Here is a 15,859-nt window from a genome sequence, read left to right as displayed (position 1 = left end):
GTGAAGCAGCCAACATGCCGGATAGGACCCCACTGAGTGACGCAGCGCAAAGCGTCCAACCCCTGATACTCATTGCCGAGGACGAACCCGAGATCGCCGAGATCCTGGCTGCCTACCTCGCGCGCAGCGGCTTGCGCAGCGCGCATGCCCCTGACGGCCGCAAGGCGCTGGAACTGCACCTGTCGCTCAAGCCCGACCTGGTGCTGCTGGATGTGCAGATGCCGCATGTCGACGGCTGGAAAGTGCTCACCGAAATCCGCCACCGGGGCGATACCCCGGTCATCATGCTGACGGCGCTGGACCAGGACATCGACAAGCTGATGGGGCTGCGCATCGGTGCCGACGACTACGTGGTCAAGCCGTTCAATCCCGCGGAAGTCGTGGCGCGCGCGCAGGCCGTGCTGCGCCGCACAATGTCGGCGGCAAGCCAGGGCACACAGCAGCGCGTGCTGCGCGCGGCGCCGTTCGAGATCGATCTGGACAATCACGAAGCGACTGTGCAGGTGGGACGGCAGCACCATCGCCTGGTGCTGACGCTGACGGAGTTCAAGCTGCTGGCGCAGCTCGCGCGCGCGCCCAGGCGGGTCTTCAGCCGTGCCGAACTGATGGCCGCCTGCCTGCCGGAAGGCGATGCGCTGGAGCGGACCGTGGACAGCCACATCAGCAAGCTGCGCAGGAAGCTCGAAGACCTTGGCGTCGCCGGCATTCCGGTTGGCGTGCGCGGGGTCGGCTACAAGCTGTGGAGCGCCGAATGAAGCTGCAGGGGCTGAGCCGCCAGATCGCGCTGTCGATGGCGGCCATGGCGTTTGGGGTCACGCTGCTCGTGGTGGCGACAGCCTCCGCCTTCTACTACCTGGCTTATCGATACTGGCCCGCGCACCTCGCCGAGCCAAGCTGGATCCCGAGCGGCCCGGAATGGGTATGGCTGATCTCGACCACGCTGGCAGGCCTGGCCCTGGCAATCATCGTCGGCGTCAACTGGCCCGCCGCATCCTGGTGCCGTTGAACTCGGTGGCCGACGGCATCCGCCGCGTCGCGCAGGGCGATCTCGATGCACGCGCCGTCGCGGGCGACCGCTCGCTGCGCGAGGCCGCATTGCTGGCGGACCAGTTCAACGCGCTGGCGGGCCAGTTGCAGCGCGTGACCAACGAGCAGGCATTCTGGAATGCCGCGATCGCGCATGAACTGCGTACGCCGGTCACCATCCTGCGCGGACGCCTGCAAGGGCTGGCCGATGGCGTCTTCCATCCCGATGAATCCCAGTTCCGCAGTCTGCTCATGCAGGTGGAGGGGCTGGTCCGGCTGATCGAGGACCTGCGCGTGATCAGCCTCGCGGAAAGCGGGCATCTGGCACTCCAGCAACGGGAAACCGACCTTGCCGCCGAAGTGGGCGCCGTCGTCGCGGTCTTCGGCGATGCGCTCCAGGCGGCGGGCCTGCAGCCTGTCCTCGATCTGGATGGCAAGCCGATGCACTGCGATCCGGTGCGCATTCGGCAAGCCTTGCTGGCCTTGCTGGAGAACGCGCGCCGGTACGCCGTGCCAGGTGCCATCCGGATCCAGACCCGCGTGGAGCAGGGCCGGTGCCATTTGCGTGTCGAAGACGATGGCCCCGGCATTCCGGGCGATGTTGCGCCGCATGTCTTCGAAGCCTTCCGGCGCGGGGGTGACGCGAGCCGGAACGCAGGCGGCAGCGGCCTGGGACTGGCCGTGGTGGCGGCTATCGCTCATGCACACGGCGGGCGGGCTACCTGCAACCCGTCGGCCGGGGGCGGAACGACATTCGAAGTGTCGTGGCCTGATATTGGCGCTCGCCAATATTGCTAACGGCGCTCGGTGGGCCTACAGGCCACCCTGCAAGGGCCGGCGGCTCAGCCCAGGCTGGATGCCACTTCGATGCCGCGCAGAACGTCGATGCGGCTCAGCATGTCGCTGGCCTGGCTCAGGAAGCCCTGTCGTGCGCGTCCGGTCAGCGTGACGGGTTCCATCAGCATGACGCTCAGCGGGTTCTGCGGCACGTCCTTGAAGCGGAGTTCGTAGTGCAGATGCGGTCCGGTCGCCCAGCCGGTCTGGCCGACGTACGCGATCACCTGCCCCTGCGCGATGCGCTGGCCGGGCTGGATGCCGGCGAAGCCCGACAGATGTGCGTAGTACGTCGAGTAGCCGTCAGGATGCTTCAGGATGACGATATTGCCGTAGCCGGTCTGCTGGCCGACAAAGTCGACGGTCCCGTCCGCCGTGGCGAAGACCCGGGTTCCTGTCGGGGCGGCAAAGTCGACACCCTTGTGCTGGATCCATTGGTGGTGCAACGGGTGGTTGCGCCAGCCGAAGCCCGACGACAGGCGCGAGAACTCGACCGGCGAGCGGAGAAACGGGCGCGCCATGCGCCGTCCGTCGAGGGTGTAGTAGGCACCGGAGTTACTCCCCTCTGCACCGTCGTACCACAAGGCCTGGTAGCGCTGGCCGCGGTTGACGAGTTCGACTGCCACGACGCGGCCATTGCGCACCAGCGCGCCATCGCGGAATCCCGCCTCATAGACCATGCGAAAGCGATCGCCCTGAACGATGTCGTGCTGGAAGTCGACCACGCCCGCGAAGATCGAGATCAACTGCCGCACGATGTCGTCGGGCACATTCGCGACGTCCATTGTCCTGAAGAACCCGCCCGCCGTAATGGCGCCGGAACGCATCTCGTAGCGCAGTTCGTTCCTGACGGCCTGCAGGTTCGCCTGGAAGACGGCCTTCTGCAAGCCGCCGGCCCGCCGGATCACCAGTTCGCGCGAAACGGCGGCGGTGCCGTCAACGGACGTGCGCAGCGAAACCAGCAGGTTGTCCTGGTCGACCTCGGCCTGGACGACCTGTTCCGGCTGCAGATTGAAAAGGGTGCGGGCCGCCGGATCCCTGGAGATGAACTGCTGTGCGTCGGGATCTTCCACGCCGAGCCGTCTGAGCAGCGTGACGATCGTGTCGCCCCGTCGCGCGCGCTCCTCGTGGACGTAGGTGGCACCGGCATCCGCCAGCATTTCAAGCTGGTCGCGCAGGTCGGGCAGTGCAATGACTTCCAGCCGGCGTGGCGCGCCCGCGTCATGCCAGGCACTGTGCGGCGCCACGCCCATGGCTGCCGCCATGCAAAGCGTGAGGACTGCCGCTACGCCGGCGGTCAGCCAGGACGGTGTGTATCCGCGCATTTCCCATCTCCAGTCTGACCCGCGCATCTGGCCAACGACCCTTGCTGCGATGTCGGACCCTATCGGGTCCGATCTCCCCGCGGTCAGGCGACATCCTGACGAGGTAACTCGCAAATGCCGGGATGTCTTCGTTCGACAAGATGGCGCCAATGACTCTATTTGAACCACTCCGGAATCGGTGAAGGCTCGAACTCTGGCAAATCAGTTGTCGATCAGAAAGACAAAGATAGGACATGTTGACAAAGTATGAAGAAAGAGAAACTGGGGTTTTCCCTGTGAGGAGAAGGCAAGCCCGGCCGCGAACGGGCATGGAGTCGATTGAGGGGTGGCTCGCTCCCTCCCGATGCTGGAGGAATCCGGTGCGCTCGCCTCTTTGCTTGTGACTCGGCATGACAGGGAATACCCTGTCTTTTTCTCATTTCCTATATTTGTCATACTGACCTAACTTTGGTGCTTGGTTCTACTAAGGGAGCGTTCGATTCAATCCTCCTGAACGTGCTTGAAGAGGAACAATAGAATGAAAAACTGTGAGACATCGAGTGTGATGCCGGAAGGCCAACCGGAGGTACCGGGCCGGCGTCAACTCCTGCGCATGGCGGCCGTGGGCGCGGCGTCGCTGGCCGCGGCAAAGGTCGCGATGGCAGAGGGGGCTGCGACGGCATCAACGGACCGCGGCGTGCTCGACGTCGCGATCATCGGCGCGGGCTTGGCGGGGCTGACGGCCGCGCGCGACCTGAAGCGCGCCGGGTGCGAATCGTTTGTTGTCCTCGAGGCGCGGGATCGCGTTGGGGGGCGCACGTACAACCACGATCTTGGGAATGGTGTGGTTTCGGAGGCTGGCGGCCAGTGGATCGGCCCTGGCCAGACGGCCATTGCCGATCTGGCGCGCGAGCTTGAAGTCGATACTTTCCCGACCTTCTACGCGGGCAAGACTACGGTGCTGGCCGGTGATAGCCGAGTGGCGCAGGATTTTCATGGCGGCATTGGTACCGACGATGCGATTGGCGCCAAGCTTGCCGAGCTGGCGCGTGGTGTGCCCTCGCGCGAACCGTGGAAAGCCAGGAATGCGGCGGAGCTTGACAAGCTGACGTACGGTGACTGGCTGTTGAAACAAGGCTTGAAGTACGAGGACGGATACTTCATGGGCCTGGCAGCGAAACTGACGACGGGCGGCGCTCCGGCACAGCTTGGGCTGCTGTTCTATTTGTCGATGATCAACAGCGCTGGCAACAGCCTGGAACAGCTCGAATCGACCAAAGGTGGCGCGCAGGAAACACGATTCGTCGGTGGCTCGCAGATCCTCAGTATCAAGATGGCTAAGGATCTTGGCGACAAGGTAAGGTTGTCCTGTCCGGTACGCAAGATTGCAAGCTGGAATCGTGACGTTGTTGAAGTCCACACAGACCAGGGCGTGGTGCGCGCACGCCGTGTCATCGTTGCGATGAATCCGGCGCTGTGTCAGCAGGTTGTCTACGATCCGGCGCTGCCCGAAGGCCGCACGCAATTGCAGCGGCGCTGGCCCGCGAATGCGCCGATGCGCAAGACGGTTCACGTCTATGACAAGCCGTTCTGGCGGGATGATGGTCTGAACGGCCAGATCTTCCAGGTCGGTGGACCCGTTTCCATGGCCTATGACAACTCGCCTCCGGACCTGTCGGTCGGCATCATCAGCGCGTTCGTGTCGCCGGGGTCGCTGCCCAGCGACCCCGAAGCCGCGGAGCGGACACTGTCGGCGATCTATGCCAAGGCGTTCGGGAAGGGGGCGCTGCGCCCAAAGCAGTTCCACGACCATGACTGGGGCAGGGTCGATCCGTGGACGCTGCAGTGCATTCATCCTCTACCTCCGGGCTTCCTGATGAAGTGGGGGCAATTCCTCCATCCATCGGTCGGCCGGGTGATCTGGTCAGGCACTGAAACTGCCGACCTCTGGGCAGGCTCAATGGACGGCGCGGTGCGCTCTGGTCACCGGGCTGCGTTGCAGGCGCTTGCTGCTCTGGGTCATCAAGGCAAGGAGGGGTAAATGAAAAGGCCCCTTATCATCGTCGCCATCGTGGCGATCGCAGCAGTAGTTGGCGCGGGAGCGCTTTATGGACGCGATATTCTGGACGGCATGCAGTACGAAAAAGCCATGGCCCGGATTGGTGAAGCCGAAAAGGTCAATGCCGGTTCGTGGCCGCAGCCGCAGGAAACGTGCTTTGTCTGCCATGGCCCGCGCGGGCAATCGCTGAACGCGTGGTATCCGGCGCTGTCGGGCCAGCCGAAGGCTTACATCGCAGCCCAGTTGCATGCGTTTGCCAACGACCAGCGGCCTAACCCATATATGGGACCGCTTGCCAAGGAGATGTCCGAGGCGCAGATTGATGCACTCGCCACCTATTTCGCTCAGCAAGTGCCGACGCGAAATGAAGACGTTCCCGCCGATGCGAACCTGCAGCAACGCGGCCTGGCGCTCGTCCAGGCCCGGAGTTGCCAGGCTTGCCATGGCGAGAAGCTGATGGGCAAGGATCAGGCGCCGCGTCTGGTGGGGCAAGGGGCGGATTATCTTGCGAAGCAGCTTGCCGACTTCAAAACGGGCGCGCGCAAGGATCCGACCGGCGCCATGAACGGCATTACCGCGACATTATCGAGCGAGGACGTTCCCGCCGTGGCGCGGTACCTGGCGAGCGTCTCGCCCGAACGCGACGTCTCCGCGAGCCGCTAGCCACTAGCCGACGCAAGCATCGATTCGATGCCACCCAAGTACGCCGGTCACATCTCCTAGATCCCGGCCCCGTGGTCTTCGCTGGGATCTTTCGATGCCGTGGCAGCACGGCATTCTTTTTGCGCTGAGCATTCGCAACAGCTTGGGGGTGCGAGTCCCCTGGCGAGACCGGATTGCTCTTGGCGTTCGCCGTGCTGCTGGCCGCACGGCCGCTTTCCGGATGTACCCGCCTTTACCTGAATGGAGCAACAACAATGATCAAAGTCAGCGTGTTTTATCCGAATCACGACGGCAGCACTTTCGACCTTGCCTATTACCTGGACGAGCACATGCCAATGGTGCGACGGCTCTTGGGAGACGCATGCAAGCGCAGCGAAGTCGAGGAGGGGCTCGGTGGCGGCGCGCCCGGACAGCCACCGACCTACCGTGCCGCCGCACACATGTATTTCGACTCGGTGGACGCGTTCCAGTCGGCATTCGGGCCGCACGCGAACACAATCCTCGCAGACGTGCCGAACTACACGAACATTGCGCCGATGCTGCAGATCAGCGCGGTACGGGCGTAGTCTGGATCCTGCCAGGCGCGCACAAGGTGCGGATAAGACAGGGTATTCCCCCGCCTTTTCTTTCTGTTGGTGTTTGTCATGATGACCTGGCTGTAATTATGTCTAACGCAAAATGAAGCCTCGAGCGCGGGCTGTCTCCATGGTAGCCAGGTGATTGCCCGGCGCGCCACCCGACTAGCGCAAGGGTGACTCAGTAAATGACAAAGGTTGTTGTCAGGTAGCGTTGCGCAGACGCGGCGACGCGCTATCATTAGGCCTTTCGTTAGGCAAGGTGTACAAACATGACGGAAACAACGAAGACGCCTGCTGCGCGGCGCACTACCAGGAAGCGTCAACCCTCGAGCGAGGCACTTGCGCGAGCCGCTCCCGAAGGGTTGCGGGCCCAGGGCTTGCGCACGCGCAATGCCATCGTCCGCGTTGCCAGAAAGCTGCTGCTGGAAGGCGGCAGCCTAGAGTTCTCGCTGCGCGCCGTCGCCCTCGGTGCCGGCATCAGCATCAGCAACCTCCAGTATTACTTTCCGACCAGACAGGCCGTGCTCCGGGCGGTCATGGCGCCGATCATCGACAGCTATCTCGAGGACCTGAACCGCGCGCTGGAAAATGGCGCCTCGCCACGCGAATCGCTCGACGCGCTGCTGGAGAAGGTGCTCAGCGATGCGAGGAATGCCAAGGACTCGGCGCTGTGGTGGCACTTCGTTTCTCTGGCGTCGACGGATCCCGAGTGTGCCCGGATGTTCGAGGAGTGGTATGACAAGTTGACGCGCAGCATTGCCGAACTGGTGCGTGGCGTGAATCCGAGATTCAAGATGGCCGAAAGCCTGCACGCTGCCTCGCTGCTCATCGCCCTGGCTGACGGCCTCGCTCTGCAACTCGGCGCGGGACGGAACAAGCGCGACTACCCGCGCGGGCTCGACGCCGCATTCCGGACGACAGTCAATCGTCTCGTGCTCGGGGGGGAAGTCAACTGACGCTGGCACCTAGCCGCAGGAGGGGCGAAACGGCGCGCGGCGGACTCACGGAGACAGGAAATACCCTGTCTTTTTTTGAGCCTATATGTTTATCAATATGACCTATGTTTGGTAGCGTATTCTAATATTTGTGTGGCCGGATCCGTCAACCAGGCTGGTACGCCGGCTTCCACCTCAGGAGGAGTTCCCCGAAATGATTCGTTCGCACAAGACCGAAGCGTTGCCGGCGGTCCGCATGACCGTATTCGAGGCGACACTGAGCGAAGAGGAAAGCGCAATCCAGCACTCTGTCCACCGCCTCGCGCGCGAAGGACAAACCAATCCTTTGCATTGACAAGCAGCCATGACGACATATTCCGCAGCCGCACGGGCGCAGCACCCCGGCTCCAGCGAGCTGCTCCACCGGATCCGCGCCTCGGTCGCGCGCATTCGCGTGGACGCCGCAAACGGCGCCGGCATCGAACGCCGCCTGTCGAGCCTTCTGAGGCACGCGCTCGCGGCGGGATCGCCTTTGGAAATCGCGTTGGTGCTGGGGAGCGCGGCCGAACTTATGTTGTTCCCGGAACCAGAAGTCCTGGAACAATGTACGGGTCATGCCAAGATACGGCCGATCCGCTATCATAAGCTTTGTGGTTATATAGAATGACATCTTTATTCTCGGTGGTTATAAGCGACCGCTGGAATTTCGCCGCCGTCCTCAGCTGGACTAACGGGCCCTTCAGCGATTGCCGAGATCCTGTATGGCCACCGTCGAGCGTACCGCCTACCCGCGTTTCCCGAAGGTTTTCTCCACCAAGGAGCTGCAGGCGTGCTACACGCTGGACGCAGAGGAAATGGACTGGGCCACCCGTTCTAGCCGCGGCCAAGGTCCGCGCCTTGGATTGCTAGTGCTGCTGAAGGTCTTCCAGCAACTGCATTACTTCCCCAACCTGGATAGCATACCGACGACCGTAATCGACCACGTGCGCGCCAGCGCCGGTCTGGATCCCGATGCCGCGTTTGGCTATGACCGTAAGCTGTCCCCCACGCTGTACCGGCATTACACGGCGGTTCGCGAATTTCTCGGCGTCCAGCCCTATATCGGCACGGATGCCAACGAGGTGACCATCCGCGCCGCGCGTGAAGCCGCGGAAACGATGGACCAGCCGGTGGACATCATCAACGCCACCATCGACGCGCTGATACTGCACCAGGTCGAGCTGCCAGCGTTCTCCACCCTGGACGCCATCGCCGAGCAGGTCCACACCCGCACGCAGACCGCGCTGTTCCGGCGCGTCGCGCGGCGCCTGTCTGATGAGGAGCAGCAGCGGCTGGACCGGCTTCTCACCCGGGAATTCGCCAACCGCCAGACTGCCTACAACATCATCAAGCGCCATGCGCGCCGCCCCTCGCGCAAGCACCTCAATCTGCTGATCGAGCACTTGACCTGGCTCGATGGATTCGGCGATTTCTCTCGCGCGATCGCTGGCGTGCCAGCCTCGAAGCTGCGCTCGCTGGCTAGCCAGGCCATGAGCCTGGATGCGGCCAACCTCAAGGAAACCCGTCCCGAGAAGCGCTACACGCTGATTGTGGCGCTGCTCAACCATATGCGCGTGCGCTCGCGGGACGACCTCGCGGAAATGTTCATCCGCCGCATGGGTGCCATCCACAAGCGGGCGCGCGACGAGATGGAACGCATCCAGTCCCGCCAGCGGTCGCAAATGGAAAAGCTCGTCACGCTGCTTGACGGCGTGGTCGACATCGTTGCCGATGGCAAGGACGACGCGCAAATCGGCCAGCAGGTACGCCGCTTTCTCGCGCCCTCCGGCGGTCTGGAAGCGCTACGCGAAAGCTGCGCTGAGGTGCGGGCCTTCAGCGGCAACAATTACCTGCCCTTACTCTGGCGGCATTTCCGAGCGCACCGCTCGGTGATGCTGCGCCTCGCGCAAGTGCTGGAATGGGAGTCGACCAGCCAGTCGCGTACGCTGCTGGCGGCGCTGGAGGTGGTGCTGGAAAACGAAGCGCTGCACCGCGAGTGGATCGCCGCCGAGGTCGATGTCAGCTTCGCCTCGGAGCGCTGGCGCAAGCTGGTGCGCCGTCCCCACGACCAGGGCGCTCCGACTAATCGGCGCTACCTCGAGCTGTGCGTGCTCTCGCATATGGTGAACGAGCTACGCTCCGGCGACCTGTGCGTGGTGGGGTCCGATGCCTTTGCCGACTACCGGGTGCACCTGCTGCCCTGGCGGGAATGCGAGCGCCGCCTGCCGGAATATTGCGCCAAGCTGGACATGCCGGCCAACGCGCAGGACTTCGTGGCGCATTTGCGCCAGTGGCTGAGCGACACTGCGCGCACGCTGGATAACAGCTTTCCCGACAAGCGCCAGCACGTCACCATCGGCCAGAGCGGCGAGGCAGTGCTCAGGCGCACTGTCGCCAAGGAGATCCCGGCCAGCGCGATTGCCCTGCAACAGGCGCTGATTCGGCGCATGCCAACCCGCAACCTGCTCGACGTGCTGGCCAACATCGAGCACTGGACCCACTTCACCCGACACTTCGGCCCGCTCTCTGGTAGCGATCCCAAGATCCGCCACGCCGGCGAGCGGTACCTGCTCACGATCTTTGCCATGGGCTGCAATCTCGGACCCACCCAGGCCGCCCGGCACATGGGGGACCGGGTCACGCCGCACATGATGTCCTTCGTCAACCGCCGGCACCTGAGCCTGGAACGGCTCGAAACCGCGCAGCGGGAACTGATCGAACTGTATCTGCGGCTCGACCTGCCCAAGCACTGGGGCGATGGCAAGACCGTGGCGGCCGACGGCACACAATACGATTTCTACGACAACAACCTGCTGGCGGGCTACCACTTCCGCTACCGCAAGATGGGCGCGGTAGCCTACCGCCACGTGGCGGACAACTACATCGCCGTGTTCCGCCATTTCATTCCGCCCGGTGTGTGGGAAGCCATCTACGTGATCGAGGGGCTGCTCAAGGCCGGCTTGAGCGTCGAGCCTGACACCGTGCATGCCGATACCCAGGGCCAGTCGGCCGCCGTGTTCGCCTTCACCCACCTTCTCGGTATCAACCTGATGCCGCGGATTCGTAACTGGCAGGATCTGAAGCTCTACCGCGCCGACGACAACACCAAATACCGGCACATCGACCGGCTGTTCTCGGATACCGTGGATTGGGACCTGATCGCCTTCCACTGGCAGGACCTGATGCAGGTCGCACTGTCCATCCAGGCCGGAACGATCTCCTCGCCGCTCTTGCTGCGCCGGTTCGGTTCGGAAAGCCGCCGGAACCGCCTGTTTCTGGCCGCCCAGGAGCTCGGCAAGGTCGTGCGCACGGCGTTTCTGCTCGAATGGATCGGCAGCCGCGAGCTGCGCCAGGAGATCACCGCCACCACCAACAAGATCGAGTCCTACAATGGCTTTGCCAAATGGTTCTCGTTCGGTGGCGATGTGCTGGCCGAGAACGACCCTGACGAGCAGCAGAAGCGCCTGCGCTATAACGACCTGATCGCCTCGTCCGTCATCTTGCAGAACACCGCCGACATGATGCAGGCCCTGCGCACGATGGTGAAGGAAGGGATCAAGATCGACGTGACCGACATCGCTTTCCTGAGCCCCTACCTCACCAGCAACATCAAACGCTTCGGCGACTACAAACTGAACTTGGAGCGGGTGCCCGAGGTTTGGATCCATGACAGCCTTTTCGCCGCTCCAGCGCACTCCGTCCGGAAGCCCCGTCATGTCTGAAACGCAGACTCCCTATGGCAAGGTAGACGCCGAGGCGCTGCAAGCGCTTCGAGACAGGTTTGACACCACCGCAATCTTGCGCGTGGTGGATCAGCTCGACGCCATCCGCCCGCGTTGCTGTGACCCGGCCGGATTGCGGGACGACCTGCTGCGCTTGCACGGCATGGCGCACACTGTCATCAACGGCGCCGCGTTGTCGTGTTCGACCAGCGGCCCGACCTTCGTTGACCAGGCCGAGGCCCTCATTGAGGAACTCGACGACTGGATTCTGCAGCTCAAGCACGCCGTGCAAGCCCTACGTCCGTTGGAGGCTCTTCGCCCTGGCGACGATGGCTGACCCAGCCTGGCTACCCGTCTCGGTCGCTGCTGCATCCGCTGCGCGGAGTGCGCGTGGGCCCAAGCTCGGTCTACCTGAACGAGGCACGCAGGCTCGCAGACCGGCTGGTCGTGATTGACGCGGAGCAGGTATTGCAACAGGGCTCGCCGGCGACTCACCGCGCGCCACGCAATGGACGTGTGGCCGACTTGATCGGCATTCACAACCGCTTCCATGGGCGGTGGACGGGGCCGTCGGGACAGGCCGGCTGGGGTCTTCTGCGCTGGACACCGGAGCGTGCCGCTTCAAGCGGCGCGCCGGTGCTCAGAGTTCGCGACAAGGGCAAGATCCCGACGGGTCAGCCAGCATCACAGTGCTGGACAGCCAACTGAAAGATTCGGGCGAGTTCGGCACCGAGGTGACCGAGGCTCGCCATCTGGGCGAGATCACCCTCGTGACATTGCCGCTTACCGACGTGAGCGGTATGCAACGGCGGCTGACGCTGTCCGGCCCACAGCGCCTGCGAATCACGGTCGGCGTGGCGCTGCGTGTATGCGCCGTCGCCCCGCACCCTGAGATACGCATCGACGATGCCATCCACATCGCGCTCGTGGCCACCGTGGTGCCCCAATTCCATCCAACGGGGCTGACCCGCCTAACCAAATGATTGCCACCATCGTCGTCATTTTTCTCATTGTCTACCTGGGGATGATTCTCGGTGGGCTCCCATTCCTGCAACTGGACCGGACGGGAGTGGCACTGCTTGGTGCGATTGCCTTGATCAGTGTCGATGCCGTGAGTCTGGAAGAGGCAGCGGGCTCCATCCATCTGCCGACGGTGATCCTGCTGTTCTCATTTATGGTGGTGTCAGCACAGATGCGGCTGGGTGGCTTCTATGACTGGGTCACGCACCGGTTCGTGTCATTGTCATTCAGTCCGCCAGTCTTGCTCGGGGCGCTTATCTTTGGCGTCGCGGCGCTGTCGGCTGTCTTCAGCAACGATATCGTCTGCCTGGCCGTCGCCCCGGTGCTGATCGATGCCTGCCAACGGCGGCACCTCAATCCAATGCCCTATCTGCTGGCGCTTGCCTGTGCCGCCAACATTGGCTCCGCCGTCACATTGATCGGGAACCCACAGAACATGCTGATCGGCCAGACGTTGCACATGCCGTTTTTTGCCTATGTTGGCGAGGCGATGGTGCCAGTTACCTTCGGTCTATTGGCAACGTGAGCATTGATTACCTGGCAGGTAAAGGGTCGCTGGTCGGCTCCCGCGAGCGCTGCGGGCACGTTCGATAAGGCGGCACGGCGCGCCGACGAAGTGCCGCTGGACCGCTGGCAGACTACCAAGGGCCTCGCAGTTGCGGCAGTGCTACTTGTGGCGTTCCTTGTCGGGCTTTGGCCGCGCGAGCACGTCGCGCTCATCGGCGCGGGCGTGTTGTTAATGAGCCGCAAAATGCATTCCGCTCGGACGCTTGGCCTCGTCGACTGGGAACTCCTGATCCTGATCCTGTTCCTGGCGCTCTTCATCGTCAATCATGCGCTACGGCAATCCGGGCGCCGTTATTCGGGGCCACCTTTGTTTTGTCGAACCTCGTATCGAATGTGCCGGCCGTGATGCTGCTACTGCCGCTGGCGCATCACGAGTTGGCCGGACCGCTTCTTGCCTTGGTCAGTTCGCTGTCCGGCTCGGTAGCATCGCGAACATCATCGTGGTGGATGCCGCGGCTAGGCGCGACATCCGAATCGATTGGCGTCGCCATGCGACAGTGGGTGTGCCGGTCACACTCGTGACCTGGCGATATCCGTTGTATATCTCGCCCTTCGCGTGCATTTCGGTGCCTCGAGGGGATAGCGGAAGACCCTGCGGTCATTTGCGTGGGGGGATGCGCCCCCTATGCTCATTGATTGTCGAGTGTGGCCCAGCCGAAGGCTGTTGCCTGAACCGGTGTTGGCCTACCATTGAAGCGACATCTTGCGGCCGCAACCCTGCGTGGGCCGCAATTTGCGCCTCACCAGTGTGTCTGGATGTTTTTGGAGGCTGTGTCAAATGGGCAAAGACCCTATGGAGACCGAGGGCGTGCGGCACCTATGGAAGCATTCGGCATTCGGTGGATTCTCCGAGGGCGCCGCCGAACGCACATGATCGGAGGCATTGCCATGCGCAACATCAAGGCCGTTTCGCGATCTGCAAGTGCTAGTGAGATCCGCGAGATTATCGGTCCATTTGAAGGCGAAGTGATTGCACGGATTCTGGAAATCGAGCCAACCGTTGAGGATGTGCAGCGGGCATACAGATGGCTGCGCTCCGACGAATACCTGCTGCGAAATCTTGAATCGAATCTGGGGGGAAAGGCTGAAAAGGTGTTCGAGATACTTGACGACGAATTTCCTGATTTCGATTCGTCTGGCCATCCAGATTAGCTGCTGCCGCCGAATGACGGTTCAGGGAGGGCACAGGCAGAGCTCGGCCACTTCATGGGGATGCCCAAGGCGCCCCATTGGGATCTGCGGGATGATAGCCATGTGCTCTCGGCAGCAAGGATTTCCCCTATAGCGTCGAGACATCGGGGTGGGGGCGGTCATACTGGAGTTGCCAGGAGCCGAGCCCGTAGCTAGCCGCGCGGCCCGACCGCGCCGGAGGGATCCTGGCGGTCACGCGCCGGGCCAGTGTCCGCTATGAGCGGCGATCATGGCAAATATTTGAGGCGGTAACGGCTTCCAGCTGCCGAACGACGAACTCGGCCAGCAGCCGTGCTAGAGGCGGATCGCTTGTCGGCCGCCGTCAAATCTAGCGCTGGCTCGCAGACCTTCGAGCCAGCGCTAGAAGGTCTGCGCGACAGTAAGAATCCTACAGTCGAGCACAGCACAGCACAGCCCGCTAGCACCGCAGGGGAGATGCCGACGGTAGCACGGGAGGTCGATCCAATCACTTGGTGCGCAAATCGCAGGAGTTACACGGTTCTGGGCGCGTTGGACAACGGCTTCGTCGGCCCAATACGCTAAGAGCCATTTCGAAGCGAATGGTTCGCCTTTGCATCGAGGTCTCGGGCATGGCTGTCACTCCTAACCCGTACCATTTTGTGCGATACGAAAGTGCCACACGAAGCACGTAAAGGTGGCCTGCGCAACTCTTGTGGGTCCTATGCACGCGAGCGTGCCCTAGCTGTGCATGCCAGGTAATATCAGCCGGCATCATTCAAAGGAAATTGCAAACCTCCCCCTTGAAATTTTGCTGCCCGATGACTAATTTATTTTTGCTCAGGCAGTCGCGACGTTTGCGCGCTGCGTGTTTCTGTTTGTTTGCCAGCAGCTTGGCAGGTGGATGGGAGCGCGTCTGTCCCTTCGCCTCCTTGCTGTGTCTAAGGAGGATACGACCATGAGTGATCTCTTCTTTGGAACCGACCTCTTCAGCGAACTCGACCGCATGCAAAGGCAGATGGCGAGTTTGTTCGGCGGCTTCCCATCCAGCATCCGCTCCGGCCGCTTTGGGGCATTTCCCCCCGTCAATATCGGCGCCACGGACGACTCCATAGAAATCGTCGCATTCGCCCCGGGCATCCAGCAGGACAAGTTCGAGGTGTCGATCGACAAGGGCTTGCTGACAATCAGCGGCGAGCGCGAAGCGGCGCACGCGGAGGACGATCCGGAGGTTCGGCTGTATGCGCAAGAGCGATTCGTCGGCACGTTCCGGCGCGTCGTCGAGCTGCCGCAGAGCGCCGACCCCGACAAGGTGCAGGCGCGCTATGGCAACGGCTGCCTGTCTATCAGTGTTGGCAAGCGGGAATCCTCAAAGCCTCGGGCGATCACTGTCGAATAAGCCAGGAGAATGCCATGAACGATACTACCCAAGTCGTTGCGCGCGACCAGAACGCGGTGGCCCAAAGCCAGGAGGAGAGGTCGACGCCGACGATGACACTGCTCCCTGCGGTCGACATTGTCGAGGACAGCAGTGGCGTCACCCTCTGGGCCGACCTTCCGGGTGTGACCAAGGACAAGCTCGCCGTGAATGTCCACGACGGGAACCTTCATATCGAAGCGGAAGCCGTCGTGCCCACTCCCCCCGGACTGCGGGTGCAACACGCGGAGATTCGCCAGCCGCACTTCGCGCGCTCTTTCTCGCTAAGTCCCGACCTCGACGCATCGAAGATCGAGGCGAACCTGCAGGACGGCGTGCTGAAGCTGACGATCCCACGTCGCGACGAGGCGCGTCCGCGCCGCATTGCAGTCACTGTGGCGTGAGCTCTCCAGGACCGCATCCGCGGGGCCGGTACGGCGGCGTCCGCACGGGCGCCGCCGCCCGCCGTGCCTCTAGCGAAGTGCTGGACTGTAATGGATAGGCCGACGCCACGTCTCGCCGCGCCGGCTAGCTAGCTGGCGCGGT

At 62.9% G+C, this 15,859-nt stretch carries 16 protein-coding genes and 1 pseudogene; 16 read left to right on the top strand and 1 reads right to left on the bottom strand.

The annotated features are described in order from the left end of the window. The first annotated feature begins 14 nt into the window (after positions 1 to 14). Both ACYP5B_RS46375 and ACYP5B_RS46370 read left to right on the top strand, forming a co-directional pair. Entirely contained in the window at positions 15 to 755 is a 741-nt protein-coding gene (locus tag ACYP5B_RS46375) for a response regulator (RefSeq protein WP_276290845.1), read from the top strand. Continuing rightward, positions 752 to 1,824, top strand: a pseudogene (locus ACYP5B_RS46370) (ATP-binding protein). Before ACYP5B_RS46375 ends, ACYP5B_RS46370 begins: the two are co-directional and overlap by 4 nt. 44 nt (positions 1,825 to 1,868) lie before the next feature. Here ACYP5B_RS46370 and ACYP5B_RS46365 read toward each other — a convergent pair. Then, entirely contained in the window at positions 1,869 to 3,185 is a 1,317-nt protein-coding gene (locus ACYP5B_RS46365) for a M23 family metallopeptidase (RefSeq protein ID WP_459574075.1), read from the bottom strand. A 544-nt stretch (positions 3,186 to 3,729) separates the two neighbouring features. On the opposite strand from ACYP5B_RS46365, the gene ACYP5B_RS46360 reads away from it, so the two are divergent. The 14 genes from ACYP5B_RS46360 to ACYP5B_RS46295 all read left to right on the top strand — a co-directional run bounded on the left by ACYP5B_RS46360 (position 3,730) and on the right by ACYP5B_RS46295 (position 15,717). Continuing rightward, the gene (locus ACYP5B_RS46360; protein ID WP_459574088.1) at positions 3,730 to 5,205 is read left to right on the top strand and encodes a flavin monoamine oxidase family protein; all 1,476 of its coding nucleotides are present in this window, start codon (positions 3,730 to 3,732) and stop codon (positions 5,203 to 5,205) included. Then, positions 5,206 to 5,886, top strand: coding sequence for a c-type cytochrome (locus ACYP5B_RS46355; RefSeq protein WP_276286104.1), 681 nt, complete (start codon positions 5,206 to 5,208; stop codon positions 5,884 to 5,886). It begins immediately after the preceding gene. A 254-nt stretch (positions 5,887 to 6,140) separates the two neighbouring features. Continuing rightward, positions 6,141 to 6,452 carry an EthD family reductase gene (locus ACYP5B_RS46350; protein ID WP_276286108.1) on the top strand — a complete coding sequence of 104 codons (312 nt, stop codon included), beginning with the start codon at positions 6,141 to 6,143 and terminating at the stop codon, positions 6,450 to 6,452. A 281-nt stretch (positions 6,453 to 6,733) separates the two neighbouring features. Then, positions 6,734 to 7,420 (top strand): TetR/AcrR family transcriptional regulator, encoded by a 687-nt coding sequence (locus ACYP5B_RS46345; RefSeq protein ID WP_459574074.1) that lies wholly within the window; start codon positions 6,734 to 6,736, stop codon positions 7,418 to 7,420. Positions 7,421 to 7,613: 193 nt separating this feature from the next. Further along, positions 7,614 to 7,754, top strand: a complete 141-nt coding sequence (locus ACYP5B_RS46340) for a hypothetical protein (protein WP_276286102.1) — start codon at positions 7,614 to 7,616, stop codon at positions 7,752 to 7,754. 9 nt (positions 7,755 to 7,763) lie between these two features. Further along, entirely contained in the window at positions 7,764 to 8,066 is a 303-nt protein-coding gene (locus ACYP5B_RS46335) for a hypothetical protein (protein WP_459574073.1), read from the top strand. A 94-nt stretch (positions 8,067 to 8,160) separates the two neighbouring features. Beyond that, on the top strand, positions 8,161 to 11,160 hold the full coding sequence (locus tag ACYP5B_RS46330; protein ID WP_459574072.1) for a Tn3 family transposase: 3,000 nt from the start codon (positions 8,161 to 8,163) through the stop codon (positions 11,158 to 11,160). Beyond that, a complete protein-coding gene (tnpC, locus tag ACYP5B_RS46325; protein ID WP_459574071.1) occupies positions 11,153 to 11,497 on the top strand; it encodes a Tn3 family transposase post-transcriptional regulator TnpC in 345 nt (114 codons plus the stop codon). Before ACYP5B_RS46330 ends, tnpC begins: the two co-directional genes overlap by 8 nt. Positions 11,498 to 11,849: 352 nt before the next feature. Further along, positions 11,850 to 12,143, top strand: coding sequence for a hypothetical protein (locus tag ACYP5B_RS46320; RefSeq protein WP_459574070.1), 294 nt, complete (start codon positions 11,850 to 11,852; stop codon positions 12,141 to 12,143). Next, on the top strand, positions 12,140 to 12,706 hold the full coding sequence (locus ACYP5B_RS46315; protein ID WP_459574069.1) for an SLC13 family permease: 567 nt from the start codon (positions 12,140 to 12,142) through the stop codon (positions 12,704 to 12,706). The genes ACYP5B_RS46320 and ACYP5B_RS46315 overlap by 4 nt, the downstream gene beginning before the upstream one ends. A 3-nt stretch (positions 12,707 to 12,709) precedes the next feature. Continuing rightward, positions 12,710 to 13,093, top strand: a complete 384-nt coding sequence (locus ACYP5B_RS46310; protein ID WP_459574068.1) for a hypothetical protein — start codon at positions 12,710 to 12,712, stop codon at positions 13,091 to 13,093. 542 nt (positions 13,094 to 13,635) lie between these two features. Continuing rightward, the gene (locus ACYP5B_RS46305; protein WP_459574067.1) at positions 13,636 to 13,899 is read left to right on the top strand and encodes a hypothetical protein; all 264 of its coding nucleotides are present in this window, start codon (positions 13,636 to 13,638) and stop codon (positions 13,897 to 13,899) included. Positions 13,900 to 14,854: 955 nt separating this feature from the next. Continuing rightward, positions 14,855 to 15,295, top strand: coding sequence for an Hsp20/alpha crystallin family protein (locus tag ACYP5B_RS46300; protein ID WP_459574066.1), 441 nt, complete (start codon positions 14,855 to 14,857; stop codon positions 15,293 to 15,295). A gap of 14 nt (positions 15,296 to 15,309) precedes the next feature. Next, complete coding sequence (locus ACYP5B_RS46295) at positions 15,310 to 15,717, top strand: Hsp20/alpha crystallin family protein (protein ID WP_459574065.1); 408 nt, start codon at positions 15,310 to 15,312, stop codon at positions 15,715 to 15,717. Positions 15,718 to 15,859 lie beyond the last annotated feature (142 nt).

Source organism: Cupriavidus sp. 8B, assembly GCF_054589115.1.
The sequence above is the reverse complement of the archived record's forward strand: the minus strand, read 5'-3'. Positions and strand labels throughout refer to the sequence as shown.